Source organism: Halobacterium bonnevillei, from assembly GCF_009831555.1.
Lineage (GTDB): Archaea > Halobacteriota > Halobacteria > Halobacteriales > Halobacteriaceae > Halobacterium > Halobacterium bonnevillei.
This window is the reverse complement of the sequence record NZ_WUUU01000001.1, coordinates 110424-128464: the sequence shown is the minus strand read 5'-3', so window position 1 is coordinate 128464 and position 18041 is coordinate 110424. Positions and strand designations below refer to the sequence as shown.

General features: G+C 66.0%; 20 protein-coding genes and 1 tRNA gene. 13 read left to right on the top strand and 8 right to left on the bottom strand.

Annotated elements, in window-relative coordinates:
* From GRX66_RS00655 to GRX66_RS00645, 3 genes are all read right to left on the bottom strand, one after another.
* On the bottom strand, positions 1 to 1009 hold a 1009-nt coding region (locus GRX66_RS00655), incomplete at its 3' end, for a phosphomannomutase (RefSeq protein ID WP_159524776.1).
* Positions 1010 to 1175: 166 nt separating this feature from the next.
* The gene (locus GRX66_RS00650) at positions 1176 to 1646 is read right to left on the bottom strand and encodes a DUF5793 family protein (RefSeq protein WP_159524775.1); all 471 of its coding nucleotides are present in this window, start codon (positions 1644 to 1646) and stop codon (positions 1176 to 1178) included.
* Between the two features lie 191 nt (positions 1647 to 1837).
* Positions 1838 to 2065: a hypothetical protein gene (locus GRX66_RS00645; RefSeq protein WP_159524774.1), complete on the bottom strand. Its 228-nt coding sequence runs from the start codon at positions 2063 to 2065 to the stop codon at positions 1838 to 1840.
* Between the two features lie 126 nt (positions 2066 to 2191).
* Here GRX66_RS00645 and GRX66_RS00640 point away from each other — a divergent pair, with 126 nt between their 5' ends.
* Both GRX66_RS00640 and GRX66_RS00635 read left to right on the top strand, forming a co-directional pair.
* The gene (locus tag GRX66_RS00640) at positions 2192 to 2596 is read left to right on the top strand and encodes a cupin domain-containing protein (RefSeq protein WP_159524773.1); all 405 of its coding nucleotides are present in this window, start codon (positions 2192 to 2194) and stop codon (positions 2594 to 2596) included.
* Positions 2589 to 3206 (top strand): hypothetical protein, encoded by a 618-nt coding sequence (locus tag GRX66_RS00635; RefSeq protein ID WP_159524772.1) that lies wholly within the window; start codon positions 2589 to 2591, stop codon positions 3204 to 3206. Before GRX66_RS00640 ends, GRX66_RS00635 begins: the two co-directional genes overlap by 8 nt.
* Before the next feature lie 88 nt (positions 3207 to 3294).
* Here GRX66_RS00635 and GRX66_RS00630 read toward each other — a convergent pair whose 3' ends face one another.
* The 3 genes from GRX66_RS00630 to GRX66_RS00620 form a co-directional block, all read right to left on the bottom strand.
* Positions 3295 to 5148, bottom strand: a complete 1854-nt coding sequence (locus tag GRX66_RS00630; RefSeq protein WP_159524771.1) for a carbon starvation CstA family protein — start codon at positions 5146 to 5148, stop codon at positions 3295 to 3297.
* 243 nt (positions 5149 to 5391) lie between these two features.
* The gene (locus GRX66_RS00625) at positions 5392 to 6366 is read right to left on the bottom strand and encodes an ArsA family ATPase (RefSeq protein WP_325063887.1); all 975 of its coding nucleotides are present in this window, start codon (positions 6364 to 6366) and stop codon (positions 5392 to 5394) included.
* A gap of 91 nt (positions 6367 to 6457) precedes the next feature.
* Positions 6458 to 6754, bottom strand: coding sequence for a hypothetical protein (locus tag GRX66_RS00620; RefSeq protein WP_159524770.1), 297 nt, complete (start codon positions 6752 to 6754; stop codon positions 6458 to 6460).
* A gap of 115 nt (positions 6755 to 6869) precedes the next feature.
* On the opposite strand from GRX66_RS00620, the gene GRX66_RS00615 reads away from it, so the two are divergent.
* Entirely contained in the window at positions 6870 to 8120 is a 1251-nt protein-coding gene (locus tag GRX66_RS00615) for a CobW family GTP-binding protein (protein ID WP_159524769.1), read from the top strand.
* Between the two features lie 15 nt (positions 8121 to 8135).
* Here the strand turns inward: GRX66_RS00615 and GRX66_RS00610 are convergent, their stop codons facing one another.
* Positions 8136 to 8375: a hypothetical protein gene (locus GRX66_RS00610; RefSeq protein WP_159524768.1), complete on the bottom strand. Its 240-nt coding sequence runs from the start codon at positions 8373 to 8375 to the stop codon at positions 8136 to 8138.
* 139 nt (positions 8376 to 8514) lie between these two features.
* On the opposite strand from GRX66_RS00610, the gene GRX66_RS00605 reads away from it, so the two are divergent.
* From GRX66_RS00605 to GRX66_RS00575, 7 genes are all read left to right on the top strand, one after another.
* Positions 8515 to 8730 carry a hypothetical protein gene (locus tag GRX66_RS00605; protein WP_159524767.1) on the top strand — a complete coding sequence of 72 codons (216 nt, stop codon included), beginning with the start codon at positions 8515 to 8517 and terminating at the stop codon, positions 8728 to 8730.
* 113 nt (positions 8731 to 8843) lie between these two features.
* Positions 8844 to 9770: a D-2-hydroxyacid dehydrogenase gene (gene ddh, locus GRX66_RS00600; RefSeq protein ID WP_159524766.1), complete on the top strand. Its 927-nt coding sequence runs from the start codon at positions 8844 to 8846 to the stop codon at positions 9768 to 9770.
* Positions 9771 to 9849: 79 nt separating this feature from the next.
* A complete protein-coding gene (locus tag GRX66_RS00595) occupies positions 9850 to 11499 on the top strand; it encodes a type II/IV secretion system ATPase subunit (protein ID WP_159524765.1) in 1650 nt (549 codons plus the stop codon).
* 1 nt (position 11500) lies between these two features.
* The gene (locus GRX66_RS00590) at positions 11501 to 13639 is read left to right on the top strand and encodes a type II secretion system F family protein (RefSeq protein WP_159524764.1); all 2139 of its coding nucleotides are present in this window, start codon (positions 11501 to 11503) and stop codon (positions 13637 to 13639) included.
* A 4-nt stretch (positions 13640 to 13643) separates the two neighbouring features.
* Complete coding sequence (locus GRX66_RS00585; RefSeq protein WP_159524763.1) at positions 13644 to 14354, top strand: class I SAM-dependent methyltransferase; 711 nt, start codon at positions 13644 to 13646, stop codon at positions 14352 to 14354.
* Positions 14355 to 14490: 136 nt separating this feature from the next.
* Positions 14491 to 14562: transfer RNA gene (locus GRX66_RS00580), tRNA-Gly, on the top strand.
* Positions 14563 to 15048: 486 nt separating this feature from the next.
* Positions 15049 to 15531 carry a hypothetical protein gene (locus GRX66_RS00575; protein ID WP_159524762.1) on the top strand — a complete coding sequence of 161 codons (483 nt, stop codon included), beginning with the start codon at positions 15049 to 15051 and terminating at the stop codon, positions 15529 to 15531.
* Between the two features lie 119 nt (positions 15532 to 15650).
* Here the strand turns inward: GRX66_RS00575 and GRX66_RS00570 are convergent, their stop codons facing one another.
* Positions 15651 to 16220: a universal stress protein gene (locus GRX66_RS00570; protein ID WP_159524761.1), complete on the bottom strand. Its 570-nt coding sequence runs from the start codon at positions 16218 to 16220 to the stop codon at positions 15651 to 15653.
* A gap of 608 nt (positions 16221 to 16828) precedes the next feature.
* Between GRX66_RS00570 and GRX66_RS00565 the strand changes: the two genes are divergently transcribed.
* The 3 genes from GRX66_RS00565 (at position 16829) to GRX66_RS00555 (ending at position 18040) form a co-directional block, all read left to right on the top strand.
* The gene (locus tag GRX66_RS00565; protein WP_159524760.1) at positions 16829 to 17185 is read left to right on the top strand and encodes a hypothetical protein; all 357 of its coding nucleotides are present in this window, start codon (positions 16829 to 16831) and stop codon (positions 17183 to 17185) included.
* 171 nt (positions 17186 to 17356) lie between these two features.
* Positions 17357 to 17542 (top strand): hypothetical protein, encoded by a 186-nt coding sequence (locus tag GRX66_RS00560; protein WP_159524759.1) that lies wholly within the window; start codon positions 17357 to 17359, stop codon positions 17540 to 17542.
* Positions 17543 to 17764: 222 nt separating this feature from the next.
* Complete coding sequence (locus GRX66_RS00555) at positions 17765 to 18040, top strand: hypothetical protein (RefSeq protein WP_159524758.1); 276 nt, start codon at positions 17765 to 17767, stop codon at positions 18038 to 18040.
* Position 18041: the final 1 nt, after the last annotated feature.

Here is an 18041-nt window from a genome sequence, read left to right as displayed (position 1 = left end):
CGTCGATCCAGCCGCCGAAGCCGACGTGGACGTGTTTCCAGGGTTCGGCTGCGAACACGACGTCGCCGCCGTTCTCGCGGGCGGCAGCGATGCCCTCGTGCAGCGCGCCGAGCCGGACGCGTTCGACGCGACCGCCTGCGGCTTCGACGCGTTCGTCGATGCGTGCGGACGCGTTCGGCGTCGTCACCACGACTGGGTCCGCGACGTCGCTGCTCCGGGTGTAGTGTTCCGCGAGTACCGCGAGCACAGTGTCCTCGTGGACGACGTCGCCGTCGCCGTCCACGACGACGATGCGGTCGGCGTCCCCGTCGTGCGCAATGCCGAACGACGCGCCGCCGTCCGCGACGAACGACCTGAGGTCCGAGACCGTCTCCGGTGTCGGCTTGCTCGGCCGGCCGGGAAAGTGGCCGTCGACGTTCGCGTTCAGCGTGACGACGTGCGCGCCGAGTTCACGCAGCACCTGCGGGGTTGCGAGGCTCGCAACCCCGTTCCCGCAGTCCACCGCGACCGTCAGGCCGTCCAGCGGGCCGCCGTGGTCGCTGGCGTAGTCGACGACTGCCTCCCGGTAGTCCGGGAGCACCTCGAGGTCCTCGACCGCACCCCAGTCCGCCCAGGAGGCGTACTCGGGGTCGGCGTCCACGAACTCCTCGATGGTGCGTTCGCGGTCACTGTCGTACTCGGTGCCGTCCACGAACAGTTTGATGCCGTTGTCCTCCGGCGGATTGTGGCTCGCCGTCAGCTGGACGCCGCGGCGGCCCTGGGAGGCGTACGCGAGTGCGGGGGTGGGGAGGACGCCCGCCTCCAGAACACGCATCCCCGCGGCTTCCAATCCCGAGGTCATCGCGGCGGCGAGAGCGGGTCCCGTCTCCCGTCCGTCCCGGGAGACGACGAACACCTCGTCGTCACCGCGCGCGTCCCTGCCGGCCGCGGCACCGACGGCGAGCGCGAGGTCCGGGGTCACGTCGCCGACCGCGTTCCCTCGAATCCCTGCCGTACCGAAGAGGTCCATACCCTGGGGGAACGCCCGCGCTCACTTAGGTTCGGGTGTTCCGGGCGCGACGAGCTATCGCACCGACACGTCGACATCCCGAGCGAGGCGTCAGGTCGCCGAGACGCACGTACGCGCGGCTCCGTAGTTACAGTACAAACCGAGAGTCGGGACCGCAGCCGCCCACTCAGAGTTCGATGCCGCTCGGGATGAGGCTGTGGCTGCGCAGCAGGTCGCCGTCCTCGCTGTAGACGAGGAACGTCGCCTTCTCGTAGACGGCGAGCTCCTCGCCGTCGACGCGGATCTCGACGCGGTACCGGCCGTCGTCGCCGGTCGCCTCGCCGTACCGGCGCGCGGCGCGCACGAACTTCAGTACGTCGTCGGCGTCCTCGTTCAGTTCCAGCACGAACTCCCCGGTGATGCGGTTCGTGACCGCGACGACCCCGCCTGCGTCCGGGTCGTCGAGGTCGTCTGTCAACCGGAGTGCCGCGTCGACCTCGCTCTCGTCGAGGAGATTTCCGCTCCGGTCAGTCAGCCTCTCTTCGAGTTCGGCGGCCGCTCCCGTGAACTCGATGACGACGTTTGGCTTGCTCGGGTCGCCGTCGTTCTCGACCCAGTCGACGTTCGTGACGTCCAGTTCGAAGTAGTCCCGGCGCATTCCCTACGTGTAGCTATGATAGACGGGGCAATGAACGTAACGCCGCGTCAGACGCCGGACACACGCGGCAGTCTGCCCCGCTGGAGCGGGTACTCGAATCCCGTTGAGGCGACGAAACCGATAGAGGGCGTTGTAGGAGCCCTCTATCGCCCGTAGAGTCCGGTTCGAGGTCTCGCGGGGGTCGTCGACGTCTACCGCCCGTACGTGAGTCGCTGGACCGCTGCGTTCAGGCGAGACGTGACGCCGCTCGCCCAGGCGACCGGGGAGACGCGCCTGACTGCGGACTCCTCGACCTCTATTCGTCCGCCCTCGAAGGGGTCTGGGGGCTCCGCGTCGTCGTCCCGGTTCGCGTCCACCGCGTCGACGACCGTCGTCATCGAACAGCGGCCGCACGCTTCGGTCGTTCGCTCGTCGGCCATGCAAGATACAGGCGGCGCGGACCACTATAGTTCTGGTGCCGCCTGCGAACCGCGGTTGTGAGGCCGGAGCCAGCAGGCCGAGGCGGTACGCGACGAGCTTTTACGCCCCGTCCGGTATCTGTACCCATGGGATACCGTGTCGTCGATCCGGACGACGTCGAACCGCCAGCGGACCGACCGTGCGAGTACCGGTCGCTGACCGAGCCCGCCGACCTCGACGAGATGGCACTCAACGTCTTCCGAGCCGAGCCCGGCGAACAGGTGCCGCTCGCTTACCACTACCACGAGACGCAAGAGGAGGCGTTCTTCGTCCTGTCGGGCACGCTGTCCGTAGAGACCCCAGAGGGGACGTTCGAGGTGCCCGCGGGGAACCTGTTCGCGGTCGACCCCGAGAGCCCGCATCGAGCGCACAACCCCGAAACTGCCGACGAAACCGTCGAACTACTCGCGGTGGGCGCGCCGCCGGCGTCCGACGACGCGGTCGCGTACGAACCCGGCGACCCGTCGTCGGATCCGTCCGAGGATGACTGACGGGAACGCCACCCGGGAGCCCGCTGAACTCCCCGCGGAGATCCGCGAGAACGTCCCCGCGTGGGACGACGAGTACTTCGACCGCGTGAGCGACCGGTTGATGTACAGCTACGACCTCGAACGTGACTACTCGGTCCGCGGCGAGTCGTTCGAGCTCTACGGCGAACTCCGGATGGTCAGCCAGAAGCAGTTCCTCCACCCCGCACTGAGTTACGCCGACCACGAGACCGAGGAGTACGTGTTCGCGCGCCGGACCGACGAGCCGACGGTCTCGGAACTCGAAGCGCTCACGGACCTCGGCCACGACCTCGCCGACGACTGGGTGGACGCCGACGAGGAGCACTACGAGACGAACTTCACGTTCGTGCTTGTCGCCGACGACCTCCCCGACGACGTCCGGGAGTTCGTCGCAGGGTTCCGCGACCGCACGCTCCTCAAGTTCGGATACTACGGGCACTACGAGGTACACCTCGTCGTCGTGGCGCCGGACGACGAGGCGGGCGTCGAGAGCCGGGAGGCCGAACTCCTCGACGCCTTCGCCCTCTGGGGGGACGTCGAGCAGCCCTCCGAGGGTTTCTTCTCGCGGCTCGCGAAGCGCTTCTGGACCTGACACCACTGGACGGCGGTACCCGCCGCTGTGTCGGGTTCGTGAGGGAGGGGAAAACACGAGGGGACCGTGAGCGGTCGATCGCGTCGCGTCAGTCGTCGCTCGGCTCCGCCGCGGCACCGCCGCGCTGGCGAACCCGACCGATGTTCTGGTAGCCGAGGCGAACCAGGGACAGCGCCAGGTAGATGAGGACCACAGCGAGCAGGACGCGGATCGACGCCGACACCTGCGCACCGAGGCCGCTCGCACCGCCCTGGATCAGCTGGTCGTAGAGCTGTTCTTTGAACGCGACCCACGACAAGCCGAGCACCGTGACGACGACCATGATCGCCATCGGAACGCCCGTGCTGATGAGCTGCTTGGACTCCTTCCAGTTGGCGAGCCAGACCGTGCCGGTCAGCAGCGCGAGCGCCGCCAGCAGCTGGTTTGCGCCACCGAACAGCGTCCACAGCGTCGCCCACTCGCCGGAGACGACGAGCAAGTACGCGAGCCCGATCTGGACGAGCGGGTTCGTGTACCGGCCGCGGGCGAACGAACCGATGCCGCCACCGAAGCCGGTTTCGCTGCCGCTGCCCGGCGTGCCGACGATCTCCTCCATCATGTAGCGGCCGAGCCGCGCGGCCGTGTCAGTGGACGTGAGCAGGAAGCTCACGAGCACGAGCGCCATGAAGGGCGCGCCGTACTCGGCCGAGATGCCGAGGCTCGTGAGGATGACGCCGCCGCCGGTCGCGAAGTTCGGGAGCGCGCCACCGATGCCACCCGCCGCAGCGTCGGACGCGAAGCCGGCGATGGCGAGCGTCGACAGCGCGGTGGCGGCGAGCAGGCCCTCGCCGAGCATCCCGCCGTAGCCGATGAGGCGGGCGTCGCTCTCCTTGTTCAGTTGCTTCGCCGTCGTCCCCGAGGACACCAGGGAGTGGAATCCACTGATTGTCCCGCACGCGATTGTGACGAATAGCATCGGGAACAGCGGGAACGGCGACACCGCATCGACGCCGAGGAAGCCGGTGAACGGTTCGATGCTGTCCGCGATGACGAGCGGTTCGCTGGACGTGCCGAAGATGGTGCCGACGATGATTGCGAGCAGCGCTCCGCCGACGCCCGCGTACAGCAGGAACGACGAGAGGTAGTCGCGGGGCTGGAGCAGCGTCCACACCGGGAGTGCGCTGGCCACCGCGGCGTACACGAGAATCACTGGCACCCAGCCGGCGGTGTTCCCGCCGAGAGCGTCAGCGCCGGGCACCCACGAGCCCGTGCTGTCGAAGAGCACGAACGTGCCTGCGGGGTGGGCTGCGTCGCCCGCCAGTTCGAACAGCGCGAACGGGTACTGGATGCCGATCCAGACGCCCGCGAACACGCCCGCGACGAACACGATGGTCCCGGGAACGAGGGGCGCGTCGAACTGGTAGAGGTAGACGCCGAACACGACCGCGAGTGCGATGTACACGAAGCTCGCAGTCGCTGCCGACGGGAACGCGTTCAGAACGATGCCCACGACGAGCGCGAACACCGCCACGACGAGGATGATGGTGAGGAACGCGAACCACAGCAGCATGTCCTTCCCGCGTTCGCCGACGTACTCGCCGATGATGTAGCCGATCGACTTCCCCTCGTGTCGCAGCGACCCGGACAGCGAGATGAAGTCGTGGACTGCACCCATCAGCGGGTTGCCGATGGCGACCCACGCGAGGGCGGGCGCCCACCCCCAGATTGCGCCGGCGGTAATCGGGCCGACGATGGGCGCGCCGCCGGCGATGCTCGAGAAGTGGTGCCCGAGCAACACTGGTTTCTTCGATGGAACGTACTCCTGGCCGTCTTCGTACTTGTGCGCTGGCGTCTCTCGTGAGTCGTCGAGTTCGACGAACCTCGAGAGGTACCGCGAGTACCCTACGTACCCGACGGTGAAGGTCACGAGTACTGCCGCCACGATCCAAATTATCTGTGTCATGGTTTCCCAGGCTCATGGGGAAAACTTACAGGGGGGTAGTTAAACGTTCCCATCAAAATTCATTGTTCGATTGATGGAATGAAATGTACGGGCGATCCGGTTTAATTTCTTCCAGCGGACGGAGGCAAGACCTGTTCTCGTCCACGAATAGACGACGTCCGAGCACTACCGGGAACTGGAGTCGGTCACCGCATCCCGGGGTGCGGTGCCCACGGCACCTGTCCGCGGGCGCCGGCGGTGCCATCAGACGAAAACCGGTTCCTCGGGGGTGGGGTCTACGGCGAGCTCCTCGGCGACGTCGTCGAGCAGGTCGCCTTTCACTTCCCGCGTCCGGGTCTCGATCTCCGCGACCAGCGGCGGGTCGAAGGTCTCGCGGACGCGGTCCAGGCGCTCTCGCTCGGTCTCGATACGGTCCCGGAGGTACCGGGCACCCCGGCCGTCCTCGTCGGGGTCCGGCGACGGCGTCAGTTTGTTCGCGACGAGCCCGCTGACCTCCAGCCCCTCTTCGTCCATGTCCGCGATGGAGCGTTCGGTCTCGTTGAGCGAAAGCTGGTCGGGGTTCAGAACCAGGAAGAACGCGGCGTCGTTCCGGAGCGCGCCGCCCGCGAACTCGAAGAACTCCTTGCGGTCCTGAAGGTGCTCGACGACGGGGTCGCCGTCCATCACGCGACGCGGCTCCCGGTCGCCGACGGCGCCTTTCTCGAAGAGGTCGATGCTCTTCTTGCGCTTGTACAGCAGCCTGTCGACCCACGACTCGAGGAACTCCGGGAGGGTGAGCAGCCGCAGCGTCGACCCGGTCGGTGCGGTGTCGAAGACCACGCGGTCGTAGGGGTCGCTCTCGCGCATCACGTCGACGAACCGGTCGAACAGCGCGGCCTCGTAGGCGCCCGGCGTCTGGTGGGCCATCTCCAGTTGGCGGTTGATCTCGTTGACCATCGAGGCAGACACGTGGTCGGAGAGGCGCGCCCGGATCTCGTCGAAGTGCTCGGTGACCTCCGATTCGGGGTCGATCTCCAGCGCCGACAGTCCGTCGACGCCCGCCACCGGCTGTGGCGTGTCGTCGAACTGCTGGTCGAAGACGTCCGAGACGGAGTGGGCGGGGTCCGTCGAAACCACCAGCGTCTCCACGCCCGCTCGCGCGCTCTTGAGGGCGTACGCACACGAGACGGTCGTCTTCCCGACGCCGCCCTTCCCGCCGAAGAACACGAACGGCTTCACTGCGGGCCCCCCGGGCGTCGCTGTCGGTGCCGCGGCGACCGCGCCCGCGTCTCTGGCTCGTCGTCCGTGTGGTGTCGTGCGTTCCGAATCATCAGAAGTGGTACTGCTGTCCCTTTCGTTCGATGTACGTTCCGCGGTCCCAGAGCCGGCGCTCCCAGGCCTCGAACTCGTCTTCGAGGTACGGCAGCAGTTCGGACGTGTAGTACGAGACCGGCGACGGCACTCCGAAGGCATCCGGGAAGCACGCCAGCATGAACGCGTCCTCGATGTCCTCGGCCTCCTTCTCGATCTTCTCGTACGCCGGGTGCGTTATCATCCCGTGGTAGAGGCCGCGCAGCCACTCCTCGACGACCTCCCGGTAGGCCGCAATCCGTTCGGCGACGTTCATCGTGTACACACTACGGCTTCCCCCGGTAAAGTGTGTCGCGGCGCCGGACCGGCCCCGGGCGCCAGGCGAGCCCGGGAAACCGGGCGTTGAAGGATTCGCCCACCTACGGACACCTATGGGCGAACGGATTCCGGTGACGGTCCTCTCGGGGAGTCTCGGAGCGGGGAAGACGACGCTGTTGAACCACGTTCTCGCGAATACCGGCGACCGCGACATTGCCGTACTCGTCAACGACATGGGCGACGTGAACGTCGACGCGGAACTCGTCGCTGAGGGGTCGGAACTGGACGTCGAGGACGGAGTCGCGGAGCTGTCGAACGGCTGCATCTGCTGTGAGCTCCAGGACGACCTGGAGACGGCGGTCGTGCGGCTCGCGGGCGACCGCGACTTCGACCACCTCGTCGTGGAGTCCTCGGGCATCTCCGAGCCCGCGCCAGTCGCTCGACTGTTCACCACTGAGTCGCGGGTCGCGGCGCAGTACCGCGTCCAGTCGCTTGTGACCGTCGTCGACACGCGGCTGCTCGTAGACTCCTTCGGCGGCGACGGCGTTCCACAGCGGCGCGGCACCGACGAGGACGGCCGGCCGCTGTCCGACCTCCTCGTCGAGCAGATCGAAGTGTCGAACGTCGTCGTCCTCAACAAGGCCGACATCTGTACGCGGACCGAACTGGAGACCGCCGAGGAACTCGTCGGCGCGCTCCAGCCCGACGCGGAGACAGTCCGCACGGAGTTCTCCGCGGTGGACCCGGACTGGCTGTCCGACGCCGCCCGCTTCGACCCGGACGCGATGGACGACCTCCCGGGGTGGAAGCGCGCACTCGATGACGACGACCACGAAGCCGTCGACCACGGCGGCACCGACGACCACGACCACGACGACCACCACGGTCACCGTCACCCCGACGAGGTCTACGGCGTTTCGTCGTTCACGTACCGCCGCCGTCGTCCGTTCCACCCGGAGCGAATTGCAGCCGTCCTGCGTGATCTCCCGGACGGCGTGGTGCGCTCGAAGGGGATGCTGTGGGTCGCGGGCAACGAGTTCCGGCAGTCTGTCGGCCAGGCGGGCCCCTCCGTGCGAGTCACCGCCAGCGGGCCCTGGATCGCCTCGCTGCCGGAGGTGGAGCGCGACCTCTACCGGTCAAACCGCCCGAACCTGGCGTGGGACGACGACCACGGTGACCGGCGCACCGAGTTCGTGGTCATCGGCACTGACGTCGACGAGGGCGCGCTCCGGGACCGGTTCGACGACGCACTCGTCACGGACGACGAGTGGGAGGACGTCGCCTCCCTCCCAAGCGGGCCGTTCCCGGCGGACGCCGGCGACGAGTGCGTTCTCCGGGAGCCGGCTCCGGGCGCGGAGCAGTAACCGCAGCGACCCGCGTCAGCACGCGCAGCCGTCCGCGTGGCTGCGCTCGAACCGCATCGCCGCCCCGCAGTCCGGACACAGCGGCGTGCCGTCCGCATCGCGAGCCAGGTCCTCGGCGTCGACGGCGACGTCGCGGACGCGCACGTCGCAGTCGTCGCACCAGTACGCCCCCTCCGAGTTCCGCCTCGAATCGTCGCCATCGTCGCTGGCCGCGTTCGACGACAGCGCCGACGATACCGTGTCAATGATGCCCATGCGGGGTTGGTTCGGCCCGAGGAACTTAGTTGTCACTGCCGCCACACGGTCGCCGCGGGGCCCGCCCAGGACCCGGTTGAGGAGGGTGACCGGTCGGACACTGCAAAGAGCTAAGTGGCGCTCTCCCCGGGTTCGACGCATGAGCGAGGACGAACGCGACGGGTTCAGCGAGGCCGCGACGCGCTCCGAGGGCGACCCGAAGGTCGTATTCGCGCTGAACGCTGTGCTGTCGGCCGCCTTCGCGGCGTTCGTGGTCTGGGGGCTGTCGATACTCGGCGTCGTCGAGTACTCTACCGTGAACGTTGCGACGCTGGCCATCGTGTTGTTCTCGGTGACGTATCTCATGACCGCCTAGGCCGCGTGAACCCCCGCGACCGCATGCGTATCGGCGTCGAAACGTTTCCGGGTAGCGTGCAGTCAGAGTGAGCCGACAGACTGTAGACGTGGGGCACAGAACGTCCGGCTGTCATGGTGTCGCGCATCGGTATTCACGAGTCCGTCGAGGCGATCTTCCCTGCGAACGCGCTCCGCGAATCACTCGCGGACGTCGAACCGGACGTTCGCGTCGTGACGAGCGACGACCTCGCGGCCGTCGACGCGCTCGTGACGTTCGTGTACGAGGACGCGTTCCGCGACGCGGGCCTCGAGTGGATTCACTCGGTACAGGCCGGCGTCGACAGGTTCCCACTCGACGAATTGGACGCCGCCGGGATCCGACTCACGAACAGCACCGGCACGCACGGCGACAGCGTCGGCGAAACGGTCGCCGGGTACATGCTCTCGTTCGCGCGCCGGCTGCACGAACACCGCGGCAAGCAAACTCGCGGCGAGTGGGCCTGGCCTGCACACGACGCGCCGTTCACGGTCGACGGCTCGTCGCTGTGCGTGGTCGGGCTCGGCACGCTCGGTCGCGGCATCGCGATGCGCGCCGACGCCCTCGGTGTGGACGTCGTCGGCGTGAAGCGGACGCCGCTCCCCGTCGACCACGTCAACGAGGTCTATCCCGCTACGGACCTCCACGAAGCGATCGCGGACGCGAAGTTCGTCGCGCTCGCCGTGCCGTTGACCGACGACACCAGGCACCTGATCGGGCCGGCGGAACTCGACGCGATGCGCGACGACGCGGTGCTCGTGAACGTGGCGCGCGGCGACGTCGTCGACCAGGACGCGCTCGTCGACGGGCTCCGAGACGGCCGTCTCGCCGGCGCAGCGCTCGACGTCTTCGAGACCGAGCCGCTGCCCGCGGACTCGCCGCTGTGGGAGATGGACGAGGTCATCGTCACCCCGCACGCCGCCGCCGCGAACCGCGACTACCCCGAGCGGATGGCGACGCTCGTCCGGGAGAACGTCCGGCGGCTGGCATCCGGTGACCGGCTCGCGAACCTCGTCGTGTAGTCCGACGGCTCCGGCCGCGCGTCGACACCCGGCCCGGCCAACTTTAAGTTCACGCGGGAGAAGATGGAGGTAGTAATCGATGCCCAACGACTTCCTCGCCGACCTGGAACGGCAACTCGACGACGTCCGAGAGCGGGCGCGCCGGGTCGCCGGGGTGCTCCGTGGGTCCTCGATCACCGTGACTGAGTACGACCCCAGCGCGCACGGACCGCTGTTGTCCTTCGACGGCCTCGACGGCTACGAGGAAGTCGACCGGTACTGGGTGAACGCGCCGTACGCGTTCGTGTTCATCGGGTTCGACCCCGAGAACGACGAACGCCGCTACCACGTCGTCGAGCCCGCGCTCGACGACTTCGAGCAGGAGTTGCTGGAGACGCTGTACGACGACATCCGTGACGCGCTCATCTACGAGGCAGAGTACGACCCACAGAACCCGGAGGCCGTGCTCAAGCAGCAGATGAAGACGCTCCTCGAGGAGTACGGGTTGGACGTCGACATGAACGCGTTCTACCGGCTGTTCTACTACCTCAACCGCGCGTTCGAGGGCTTCGAGAAGCTCGACCCCATCATGCAGGACCCCCACATCGAGGACGTCTCCTGCGACGGGTACGGCATCCCGCTGTTCGTCTACCACGACGACTACACCGACATCGAGACGAACGTGACCTACGAACAGGAGGAACTCGACGGCTTCGTCGTCCGCCTCGCGCAGTCCTCCGGGCGCCACATCTCGATCGGGGACCCCGTGACGGAGACGACGCTGCCGGACGGGTCGCGCGCGGAGCTCGCGCTCGGGGAAGAAGTCACGCCCCGGGGTTCGGCGTTCACCATCCGGAAGTACAGCGAGGACCCGTTCACGCCGGCGACGCTCGTGGACTACAACACGTTCGACCTCGACCAGATGGCGTACCTCTGGCTCGCCATCGAGTCGAACAAGAGCCTGCTGTTCGCGGGCGGCACGGCCTCGGGGAAGACGACGTCGATGAACGCCATCTCGATGTTCATCCCGCCGCGGTCGAAAGTCCTCACAATCGAGGACACCCGCGAGCTGACGCTGTTCCACGAGAACTGGCTGTCCTCGGTCACTCGGGAGTCCATCGGCGAAGGCGAGGACATCACGATGTACGACCTCCTGCGGTCTGCGCTCCGGCATCGCCCCGAGTACATCGTCGTCGGGGAGGTGCGCGGGGACGAAGCGATGACGCTCTTCCAGGCGATGAACACCGGTCACACGACGTACTCGACGATGCACGCGGACAGCGTGCAGACGGTCATCAACCGCCTGGAGAACGACCCCATCAACGTGCCGCGCGCGATGATCCAGAGCCTCGACATCCTCTGCGTGCAGACGCTGACGCACGTCGGCAAGGAGCGCGTGCGACGGAACCGCGTCATCGCCGAAATCGAGGGGATCGACCAGCGGACCGGCGACCTCGATTACTCCACCGCGTTCGAGTGGCAGCCAGTCGCGGACGAGTTCGACCAGCGGGACTCCGTCGTCCTCGACGACATCCGCGAGGAGCGCGGCTGGAGCCGGAGCGAACTCCTCCGCGAACTCCGGAACCGCAAGCGCGTCCTCCAGTACCTCACCCAGCAGGACGTGACGGACTACCGCCGGTTCACCGCGGTCATCAACGAGTACTACGCCGACCCGCAGCGCGTCGTCGACCGCGTCCGGTCGGAACTCGACGAGGACGTAGTCGTGGACGCGCCGGGTGTCAGCGAGTAAGATGGCGTCGTCGCTGCTCTTCCTGCCGCTGGTCGTCGTGTTCGCCGCGGTGGGGGCGCTGGCCGCCGCGCCGCTCGTACCGGCCATCGACCGGCTTGTCTCGCGGGTCGCGCTCGCGACGTTCGGCGGGTTCGCGCAGTCCCGCCGCGACCTCAATCCCGGGCAGGTCGACGCCTTGCGCGGCGCACACGTCCCGCAAACGTACCGCGTGTACGCGGCCCGCACGTACTTCTACGCGACTGTCGCGGCGCTGTCTGGGAGCATCCTCGGCGTCTACCTCGGGTCCGGCGTGCTGGTGTTCCTCGGGAACGCCTCGGAGAGCCTCCAGTCCCAGTTTCCGGCGTTCGTGCAGTCGGCGTTCGCCAGCGGCCCGGCCGAGTTCACCGTCGCGGAACTGTTCGTGCTGTTCCTGGGGTCAGGCGCGACGCTCGGGGTGCTCGCCGGGTTCGCGACCTACAAGGTGCGGTGGTCGCTCCCGACGTACACCGCCGGGGAGCGCGCGCGACGCATCGACGTGTCCATGGAGCGCACCGTCGCGTTCATGTACGCGCTCTCCCGGAGTGGGATGGCGCTCCCGGAAGTGTTGCGGATTCTCGCCCGGAACCAGGACGTCTACGGCGAGAGCGCGCGCGAGATGGCAATCGTCGTGAAGGACATCGACATGTTCGGGTCGGACATCCTGCGCGCGCTCCAGCGGCTCGGCCAGCGTACGCCCAGTGAGGAACTCGGGGAGTTCGCGGAGAACCTCACGAGCGTCCTCCAGAGCGGCCGGAATCTCCCGGGGTTCCTGAAACGCGAGTACGACTACTACGCCGACGAAGCCGAGGCGAAGCAAGAGCAGTTCCTCGAACTGCTGGCGACGCTCGCAGAGGCGTACGTGACGCTGTTCGTCGCCGGTCCGCTGTTCCTGATTACGATCCTCGTCATCATCGGGCTGACGCTGTCGGACACGAAGAACTTCCTCCGGGTCACCGCGTACCTGCTGATTCCGCTGGCGACGGCCGGGTTCGTCGTCTACCTGGATAGCATCACCCAGACGGCGACGGGCGGCGCGACGGGGGAGCCACCGGACGAGTCGGAGTCGCTGTCGCGGTTCCAGTCCATCGAGACGCCGGCGGCGACTGCGCGGACGGACGGCGGCCACGCCGTCGCGGGCAGCTCGTCGACGGCAGAGAACAGGAAGCGCTTCGACACCCACGAGACGCTTCGCCCGGTTCTGTACCGTCTCCGCCACCCTCTGGAGGTAGTGCTGCAGTCTCCGAGAGTGCTGTTCTGGGCGACGGGTCCGATTGCCGGGCTGTACCTCCTGGTGCAGTACTGGCCGCTGGTACTCGGTGGCGTGACCGATTTCACCGCCTACGACGACCCGCTCGTGCACGCCGCCATCTTCGTCCTGGGGACGTTCGCCGTCGCGTACGAGGCCCACCGCCGCCGCTTGAAAGCCGTGGAGGCGAGCGTTCCGGACTTCCTCGACCGGTTCGCGTCCACGAACGAGGCCGGGATGCCCGTCGTGGAGAGTTTCGGGCGGGTGGTCGGGAGCGAACTCGGCGCGCTCACCACGGAACTGGAGCGCACGTGGACCGACATCAACTGGGGCGCGCGCATCGAGCACGCGCTCCATCGGTTCCAGAAACGCATCCGTACGCCGGCCATCTCTCGCGTGGTGACACTGACGACGAACGCGATGCGCGCGAGCGGCGACCTCGGGCCGGTGTTGCGGATCGCCGCGAATGAAGCGAAGGCGACCCGTCGCCTGGAGCGCGACCGCCGCAGCGAACTGCTGACGTACCTCGTCGTCATCTACATCGCGTTCTTCGTGTTCCTCGCCATCGTCGTCTCGCTGGACGTCATCTTCATCCCGAACATCCCGACGGTGGAAGCGGCGGCGTCGGCGCCGACGGACCCGACTGCCGGGCAGGCGGCGGGCGACGTGTCGACGGGGCCGTTCGACCGCGCGTCGCAACTCACCCAGGCGCAGAAGGACGCGTACAGCCTCGTGTTCTTCCACACGGGGCTCGTGCAGGCTGTCTGCTCGGGGCTGGTCGCCGGCCAGATGGGCGAGGGCACGATCAAGGCCGGCGCGAAGCACGCGACGGTGATGTTGCTCATCGCGTACGGCACGTTCCTCTTCCTCGGGTGATTCGATGACCGAACACCTTGACCAGGCCGGCGGCGCCGTCCACCGGACGTACGACCGCATCGCCGAGCACTTCTCGCAGACCAGGGAGTACGCGTGGCCGGAGGTCGAGGACTTCCTCACTGACCGGAGCGCTGGCCTCGCCGTGGACGTCGGTTGCGGGAACGGCCGTCACACGGAGATTCTCGCCGCGCACGCGAACCGGACGGTCGGCGTCGACGCGAGCCGCGGCCTTCTCGCGGAAGCCCGTGACCGCGCCGCCGAGCGTGGGTTCGACGCCAGCCTCGTCGCCGGAGACGCCGCTCGCCTCCCCCTGCGGGACGACGTCGCAGACCTCGCGGTGTACGTCGCGACGATCCACCACCTCCGGACGCGAGCCGACCGCGTCGCCAGCCTCGACGAACTCGCACGCGTCCTCGCTCCGGGCGGCGCCGGCCTCGTGAGCGCGTGGAGCACCGAGCACGACCGCTTCGAGAGCGACGCGCAGCGTTCCTCGAGCAGTCGAGCGGGCGCAGGCGGCGAGTCAGCGACCATCGGGTTCGACACGACCGTCGACTGGACGCTCCCCGGTGGCGATACCGTCCCGCGGTTCTACCACATCTACCACCCCGAGGAGTTCCGCGCGGACCTCCAGACCAGCGCGCTCGCGGTCGAAGACTCATTCGTCTCGAGTGGGAACTGTTACGCTGTCGTCCACCCCGAAGGGAAACGCCCATAAACGACGGCAGGGAAGTATGGATGAGCACCGACATTGGGGCGAACGAGGTTCGCCGCTGCCGGTGCGAGTGGACCGAGCACCGATGGTGAGCAAACCCGGCGGGTTTGCGAGCCCCGGTGTGCAAGCGAAGCGCAGCGCACCGATGGTCTAGTGGCTAGGACCTGAGCCTTCCAAGCTCATGGCCCGGGTTCAAATCCCGGTCGGTGCACTTCTACGGCCTCTCTCCGTCTATGGCCAATTCTATCGTACCGATTGTACGGAAGAATATAGGTGTGAATGCCGTGGTTGTACTAAATTCAGCCACTCACCAAGAATGGTCAGAACTATTGAATAGAGACAGGGTTGAATCAGCGATGTTCAGACGGCTCTTCGAACTTCTCGACAGCTACCGGAATCTGGCGTGGATCAGTAAGTACAGGAAAAGTGCTGACCAGTGGGTCGATACTTCTGACGGATTATGTACCCCCTGAGGCAGAAAGCACTTACTTACATCATTATATGCAAGTATATGAAACGACGCCACGTTCTCCGTAATATCTCGATAACAGCCGCGCTCGCGGCTATATCTGGCTGTCTTGGCGGTCTCACAGGTGACGCAAATACGACCACCACAGACTCGACGGAAACCAGGACAGCCGATCAATCAATCACCAGTCCATCCACGCGAGGACTTCAGGGCGTCGAAGAATTCCCAATGGAGCCACCAGAAACGGATGCCGAATGCGGCGACGAGACGCTTGAGTACATCCAACGACCGTCCGGCCCCCACGTCCAACGACACTCCGGGTTGAAACTGACCGCCTCAGCAGAGACGATAGCCATCGGCGAAGAGATTACGTTCTCGCTCAGGAACGTCAGCGATGAGCCTGTGGAAGTCGGGAACATCCACAAGTACAATATCAGGCGCCAGACGGACGGGGGCTGGGAGCCAATCTTCCAGACGCCAGAGAAAGCGTGGCTCGACGACGTAGAGACCCTGCTTCCGGGTGCTGGATACGACTGGCCATTCACCTTCAGCCAGCAAGGACTGGAGCGAAATCACCCGCCGGCCGGCGTCGGCTATCACGTCTGCTCCCCACTCGAACCCGGCACGTACTCCTTCGCCTTCTGGGGAGCCACATCAGACGACGTGCCAGAAGAACTGTTGGGAACCACCGTTACCGTCGAGTCACCCTGAGCATTTGGTTGGTTCGAACACTCACTCAGCGGCTGATTCTCGCAACAGAACGTTCGAGTATTCCAGTGCTCTACGACGCACCTCGGAGAGTGAGGAGGGATGACGAGGTTACTGCGGTCTCACTGACTGACGACGAAGATCGGGGCGCGTGTTTCGCGCCCCAGTGTGCTGGGTAGCGACCCACGGAACAGTCGCTTGAACAGCGAGCGCTCGGACGCACCGATGACCAGCAGTTCGTGGGCGTTGCTCTCCTGGACAATCGTCGCGACGACGTCGCCGCTGCGAACGACAGCCGTCTCAACGGGACTTTCACTCACCGTGTCGGTGTACTCGTCGAGTCGTTCACTGGCGGCACGTGCGTCTGCATCCGTCGAAGTCTCAGGGATGACGGTCAGCAACGTGAGTGCCGCGCCCCACTCCGCGGCGATTGTGTCGGCCAGCGCCACGGCGGCACCGCTGTGCGGGCCCCCCGCGACGGGGACGAGAACCGAGGTGATCGCCTGAGTGGCGCCCGGCCCGTAGTGGTTGATCGTCACGTCCTCGAGCTCGTCCAAGCCGGAGAGCCCGAACTCCTGGCGGACGACTGCGTCGCTACTGTAGCGATCCCGGTGCTGGACGCGGGTTAGCGGCATCGTGAGTCTGTTCAGAGTGGTGCTGGCTGCGTGCTGTTCGTTCGGAAAGGCTGGCATTACCTGTGGGCTGCGACTGTGGGATTTATTTACTCGCCAGAAGATTCCGGCGACGGCTTTTATCGCCCAAAACGAGCGAGAGTCGGTTCAGTTGGATTTAGTCGCTGGTCGGGATAACTGTTTCCACCAGACCATCATAGTCCACCTGTGGGTTAGGGGCAACAGTTAGCGTGCCTACTCACTTACCAGCTGTTTCACCAAAATACGGTCTAACAGTGGTACTTCGAACGGAACTACTCAGACGGAAAACCCCCTCCGCAGGAGAACTGATGAGTTGTAGCCGTTCGAGCAGAGTGAGTCAACGTTTGTGGGAGTCAATGAACCCAACCACTGCTATGTATTGAAGTCGAATTAGTGAGTCTCAGAGCCCCCAAGCTCATGGGAGCGACCCTGAGCTCAGCGGAGGGTTGCGACCTCAAAGAGGAGCGAAGCGCGTCTTCCGGTGGCCCGGGTTCAAATTCCCGGTCGGAGTACTTCTACGGTGTCAGTCCATCTTCAGCCGACGCTATCCCAACAATTGGACGAATGAGATGGGTGTGGATGGGGGCGTTCTACTACGTCAAGCAATCATCCAGGTACTGTCACCGCTCCTGTTCGCAGACGAGGAGATGGAGCCGGGCGAGTCGGGCGGGCTCTATCGCGGTCAGCTACGGCTGCTGGAATCAGGTGCGGCTGGGTACGCGCCGCCGAATCGCGTCGCCAAAATCGAACTGTTCGTCGGGACTACTATCTCCGTGGCCTGCGGAGTTCTCCGTATGGAGAAAACGGGCCTCACCGATGCGCCCCGAAGGCAACAGGGAATATTCATCGCGGGGCTGCTAGCGCTTGCCATCGCACTCGCAGGCGCCCTCTATTTCCTCGTTCAGTTAGATCTGCCGGCCGTTCTCGCTATCGTCGTCGGCTTCCTCGTCGCGGCAGTCGCCATCGGTCGGTTCTACCTCGTAGCGACGAACGAATTATTCTGAGACGGGAGGTAGTGGGAGTGGAAAACGGGGTTCGATTGTCGTGTTAGAGTCGGCAAACGCGGCGGACTGCCATTCGCTCCCGTGGTTTTCTGGATGGTGGCGAGTGTCAAAGTACGAATGGAATTTTCGTCTCCACCGCGCCTATTAGGCCACCTGCTTGTAGCACCACGTATGGGTCGAGACCTGTCGAGGACGGCAGTGATCGGGGTCGGGGTGGTCGGAATCGTCGCGGGCTTGCTCGTCGTGGTTCAGCTGCCAGCGGCCAATCAGTACGAGGAAACCACGATCTCGGCCGCTGGCGTCGGTCTGTTACTCGTGCTCTTCGGTGTCAAAACGCTTGCCGAGACCGAGTGGTAGAGCGCGAGTTTCAGATCGAGGGGGCGGCGTGCGACTGGTGGCCGTACCGAACCGTGTAATAAAAATGAAGGTTAGCACGGCAGCCCAGTGGAACCCAGGCGTCTCTGTCGATGCGGGAGGATACGGCTCCGCGGGCGTCCGTCGTGGCAGTATGCGGGGCGCCCGACGTAGCGTCACCGCGTGGCGACACCTTCTAACCCCCGCATCAGCAACTACACGTCAATGGCAACGCGTCGACGGACACGGTTCGTGCACGCCACCCTCGCGTGGATTCTCGCGAGCACGCTCGTGTTGGTCCTCCTCGACGCGCTCAGCTACGAACTGGTCTTCGTCGTCTCGCTCATCGGCTTCCTCGTCGTGATCGAGTTGACAGCACCGCTCAACGTGCGTCCGGACTGGCGACGGCGCCTCCGCTGGCTCATTCTGCTCGGTTTGGTCGTGTTCGGGGCGATCGTCGTCCGTCGGATTCTCGCCATCCTTCCCCCGGGAGTGATCTAAC

What these genes read in the sequence shown, in the direction of transcription:
- GRX66_RS00650 (WP_159524775.1), bottom strand. Translation starts at nt 1,646, where the DNA reads ATGCGCCGGGACTACTTCGAACTGGACGTCACGAACGTCGACTGGGTC.
- GRX66_RS00645 (WP_159524774.1), bottom strand. Translation starts at nt 2,065, where the DNA reads ATGGCCGACGAGCGAACGACCGAAGCGTGCGGCCGCTGTTCGATGACG.
- GRX66_RS00640 (WP_159524773.1), top strand. Translation starts at nt 2,192, where the DNA reads ATGGGATACCGTGTCGTCGATCCGGACGACGTCGAACCGCCAGCGGAC.
- GRX66_RS00635 (WP_159524772.1), top strand. Translation starts at nt 2,589, where the DNA reads ATGACTGACGGGAACGCCACCCGGGAGCCCGCTGAACTCCCCGCGGAG.
- GRX66_RS00630 (WP_159524771.1), bottom strand. Translation starts at nt 5,148, where the DNA reads ATGACACAGATAATTTGGATCGTGGCGGCAGTACTCGTGACCTTCACC.
- GRX66_RS00620 (WP_159524770.1), bottom strand. Translation starts at nt 6,754, where the DNA reads ATGAACGTCGCCGAACGGATTGCGGCCTACCGGGAGGTCGTCGAGGAG.
- GRX66_RS00615 (WP_159524769.1), top strand. Translation starts at nt 6,870, where the DNA reads ATGGGCGAACGGATTCCGGTGACGGTCCTCTCGGGGAGTCTCGGAGCG.
- GRX66_RS00610 (WP_159524768.1), bottom strand. Translation starts at nt 8,375, where the DNA reads ATGGGCATCATTGACACGGTATCGTCGGCGCTGTCGTCGAACGCGGCC.
- GRX66_RS00605 (WP_159524767.1), top strand. Translation starts at nt 8,515, where the DNA reads ATGAGCGAGGACGAACGCGACGGGTTCAGCGAGGCCGCGACGCGCTCC.
- ddh (WP_159524766.1), top strand. Translation starts at nt 8,844, where the DNA reads ATGGTGTCGCGCATCGGTATTCACGAGTCCGTCGAGGCGATCTTCCCT.
- GRX66_RS00595 (WP_159524765.1), top strand. Translation starts at nt 9,850, where the DNA reads ATGCCCAACGACTTCCTCGCCGACCTGGAACGGCAACTCGACGACGTC.
- GRX66_RS00590 (WP_159524764.1), top strand. Translation starts at nt 11,501, where the DNA reads ATGGCGTCGTCGCTGCTCTTCCTGCCGCTGGTCGTCGTGTTCGCCGCG.
- GRX66_RS00585 (WP_159524763.1), top strand. Translation starts at nt 13,644, where the DNA reads ATGACCGAACACCTTGACCAGGCCGGCGGCGCCGTCCACCGGACGTAC.
- GRX66_RS00575 (WP_159524762.1), top strand. Translation starts at nt 15,049, where the DNA reads ATGGAGCCACCAGAAACGGATGCCGAATGCGGCGACGAGACGCTTGAG.
- GRX66_RS00570 (WP_159524761.1), bottom strand. Translation starts at nt 16,220, where the DNA reads ATGCCAGCCTTTCCGAACGAACAGCACGCAGCCAGCACCACTCTGAAC.
- GRX66_RS00565 (WP_159524760.1), top strand. Translation starts at nt 16,829, where the DNA reads ATGGAGCCGGGCGAGTCGGGCGGGCTCTATCGCGGTCAGCTACGGCTG.
- GRX66_RS00560 (WP_159524759.1), top strand. Translation starts at nt 17,357, where the DNA reads ATGGGTCGAGACCTGTCGAGGACGGCAGTGATCGGGGTCGGGGTGGTC.
- GRX66_RS00555 (WP_159524758.1), top strand. Translation starts at nt 17,765, where the DNA reads ATGGCAACGCGTCGACGGACACGGTTCGTGCACGCCACCCTCGCGTGG.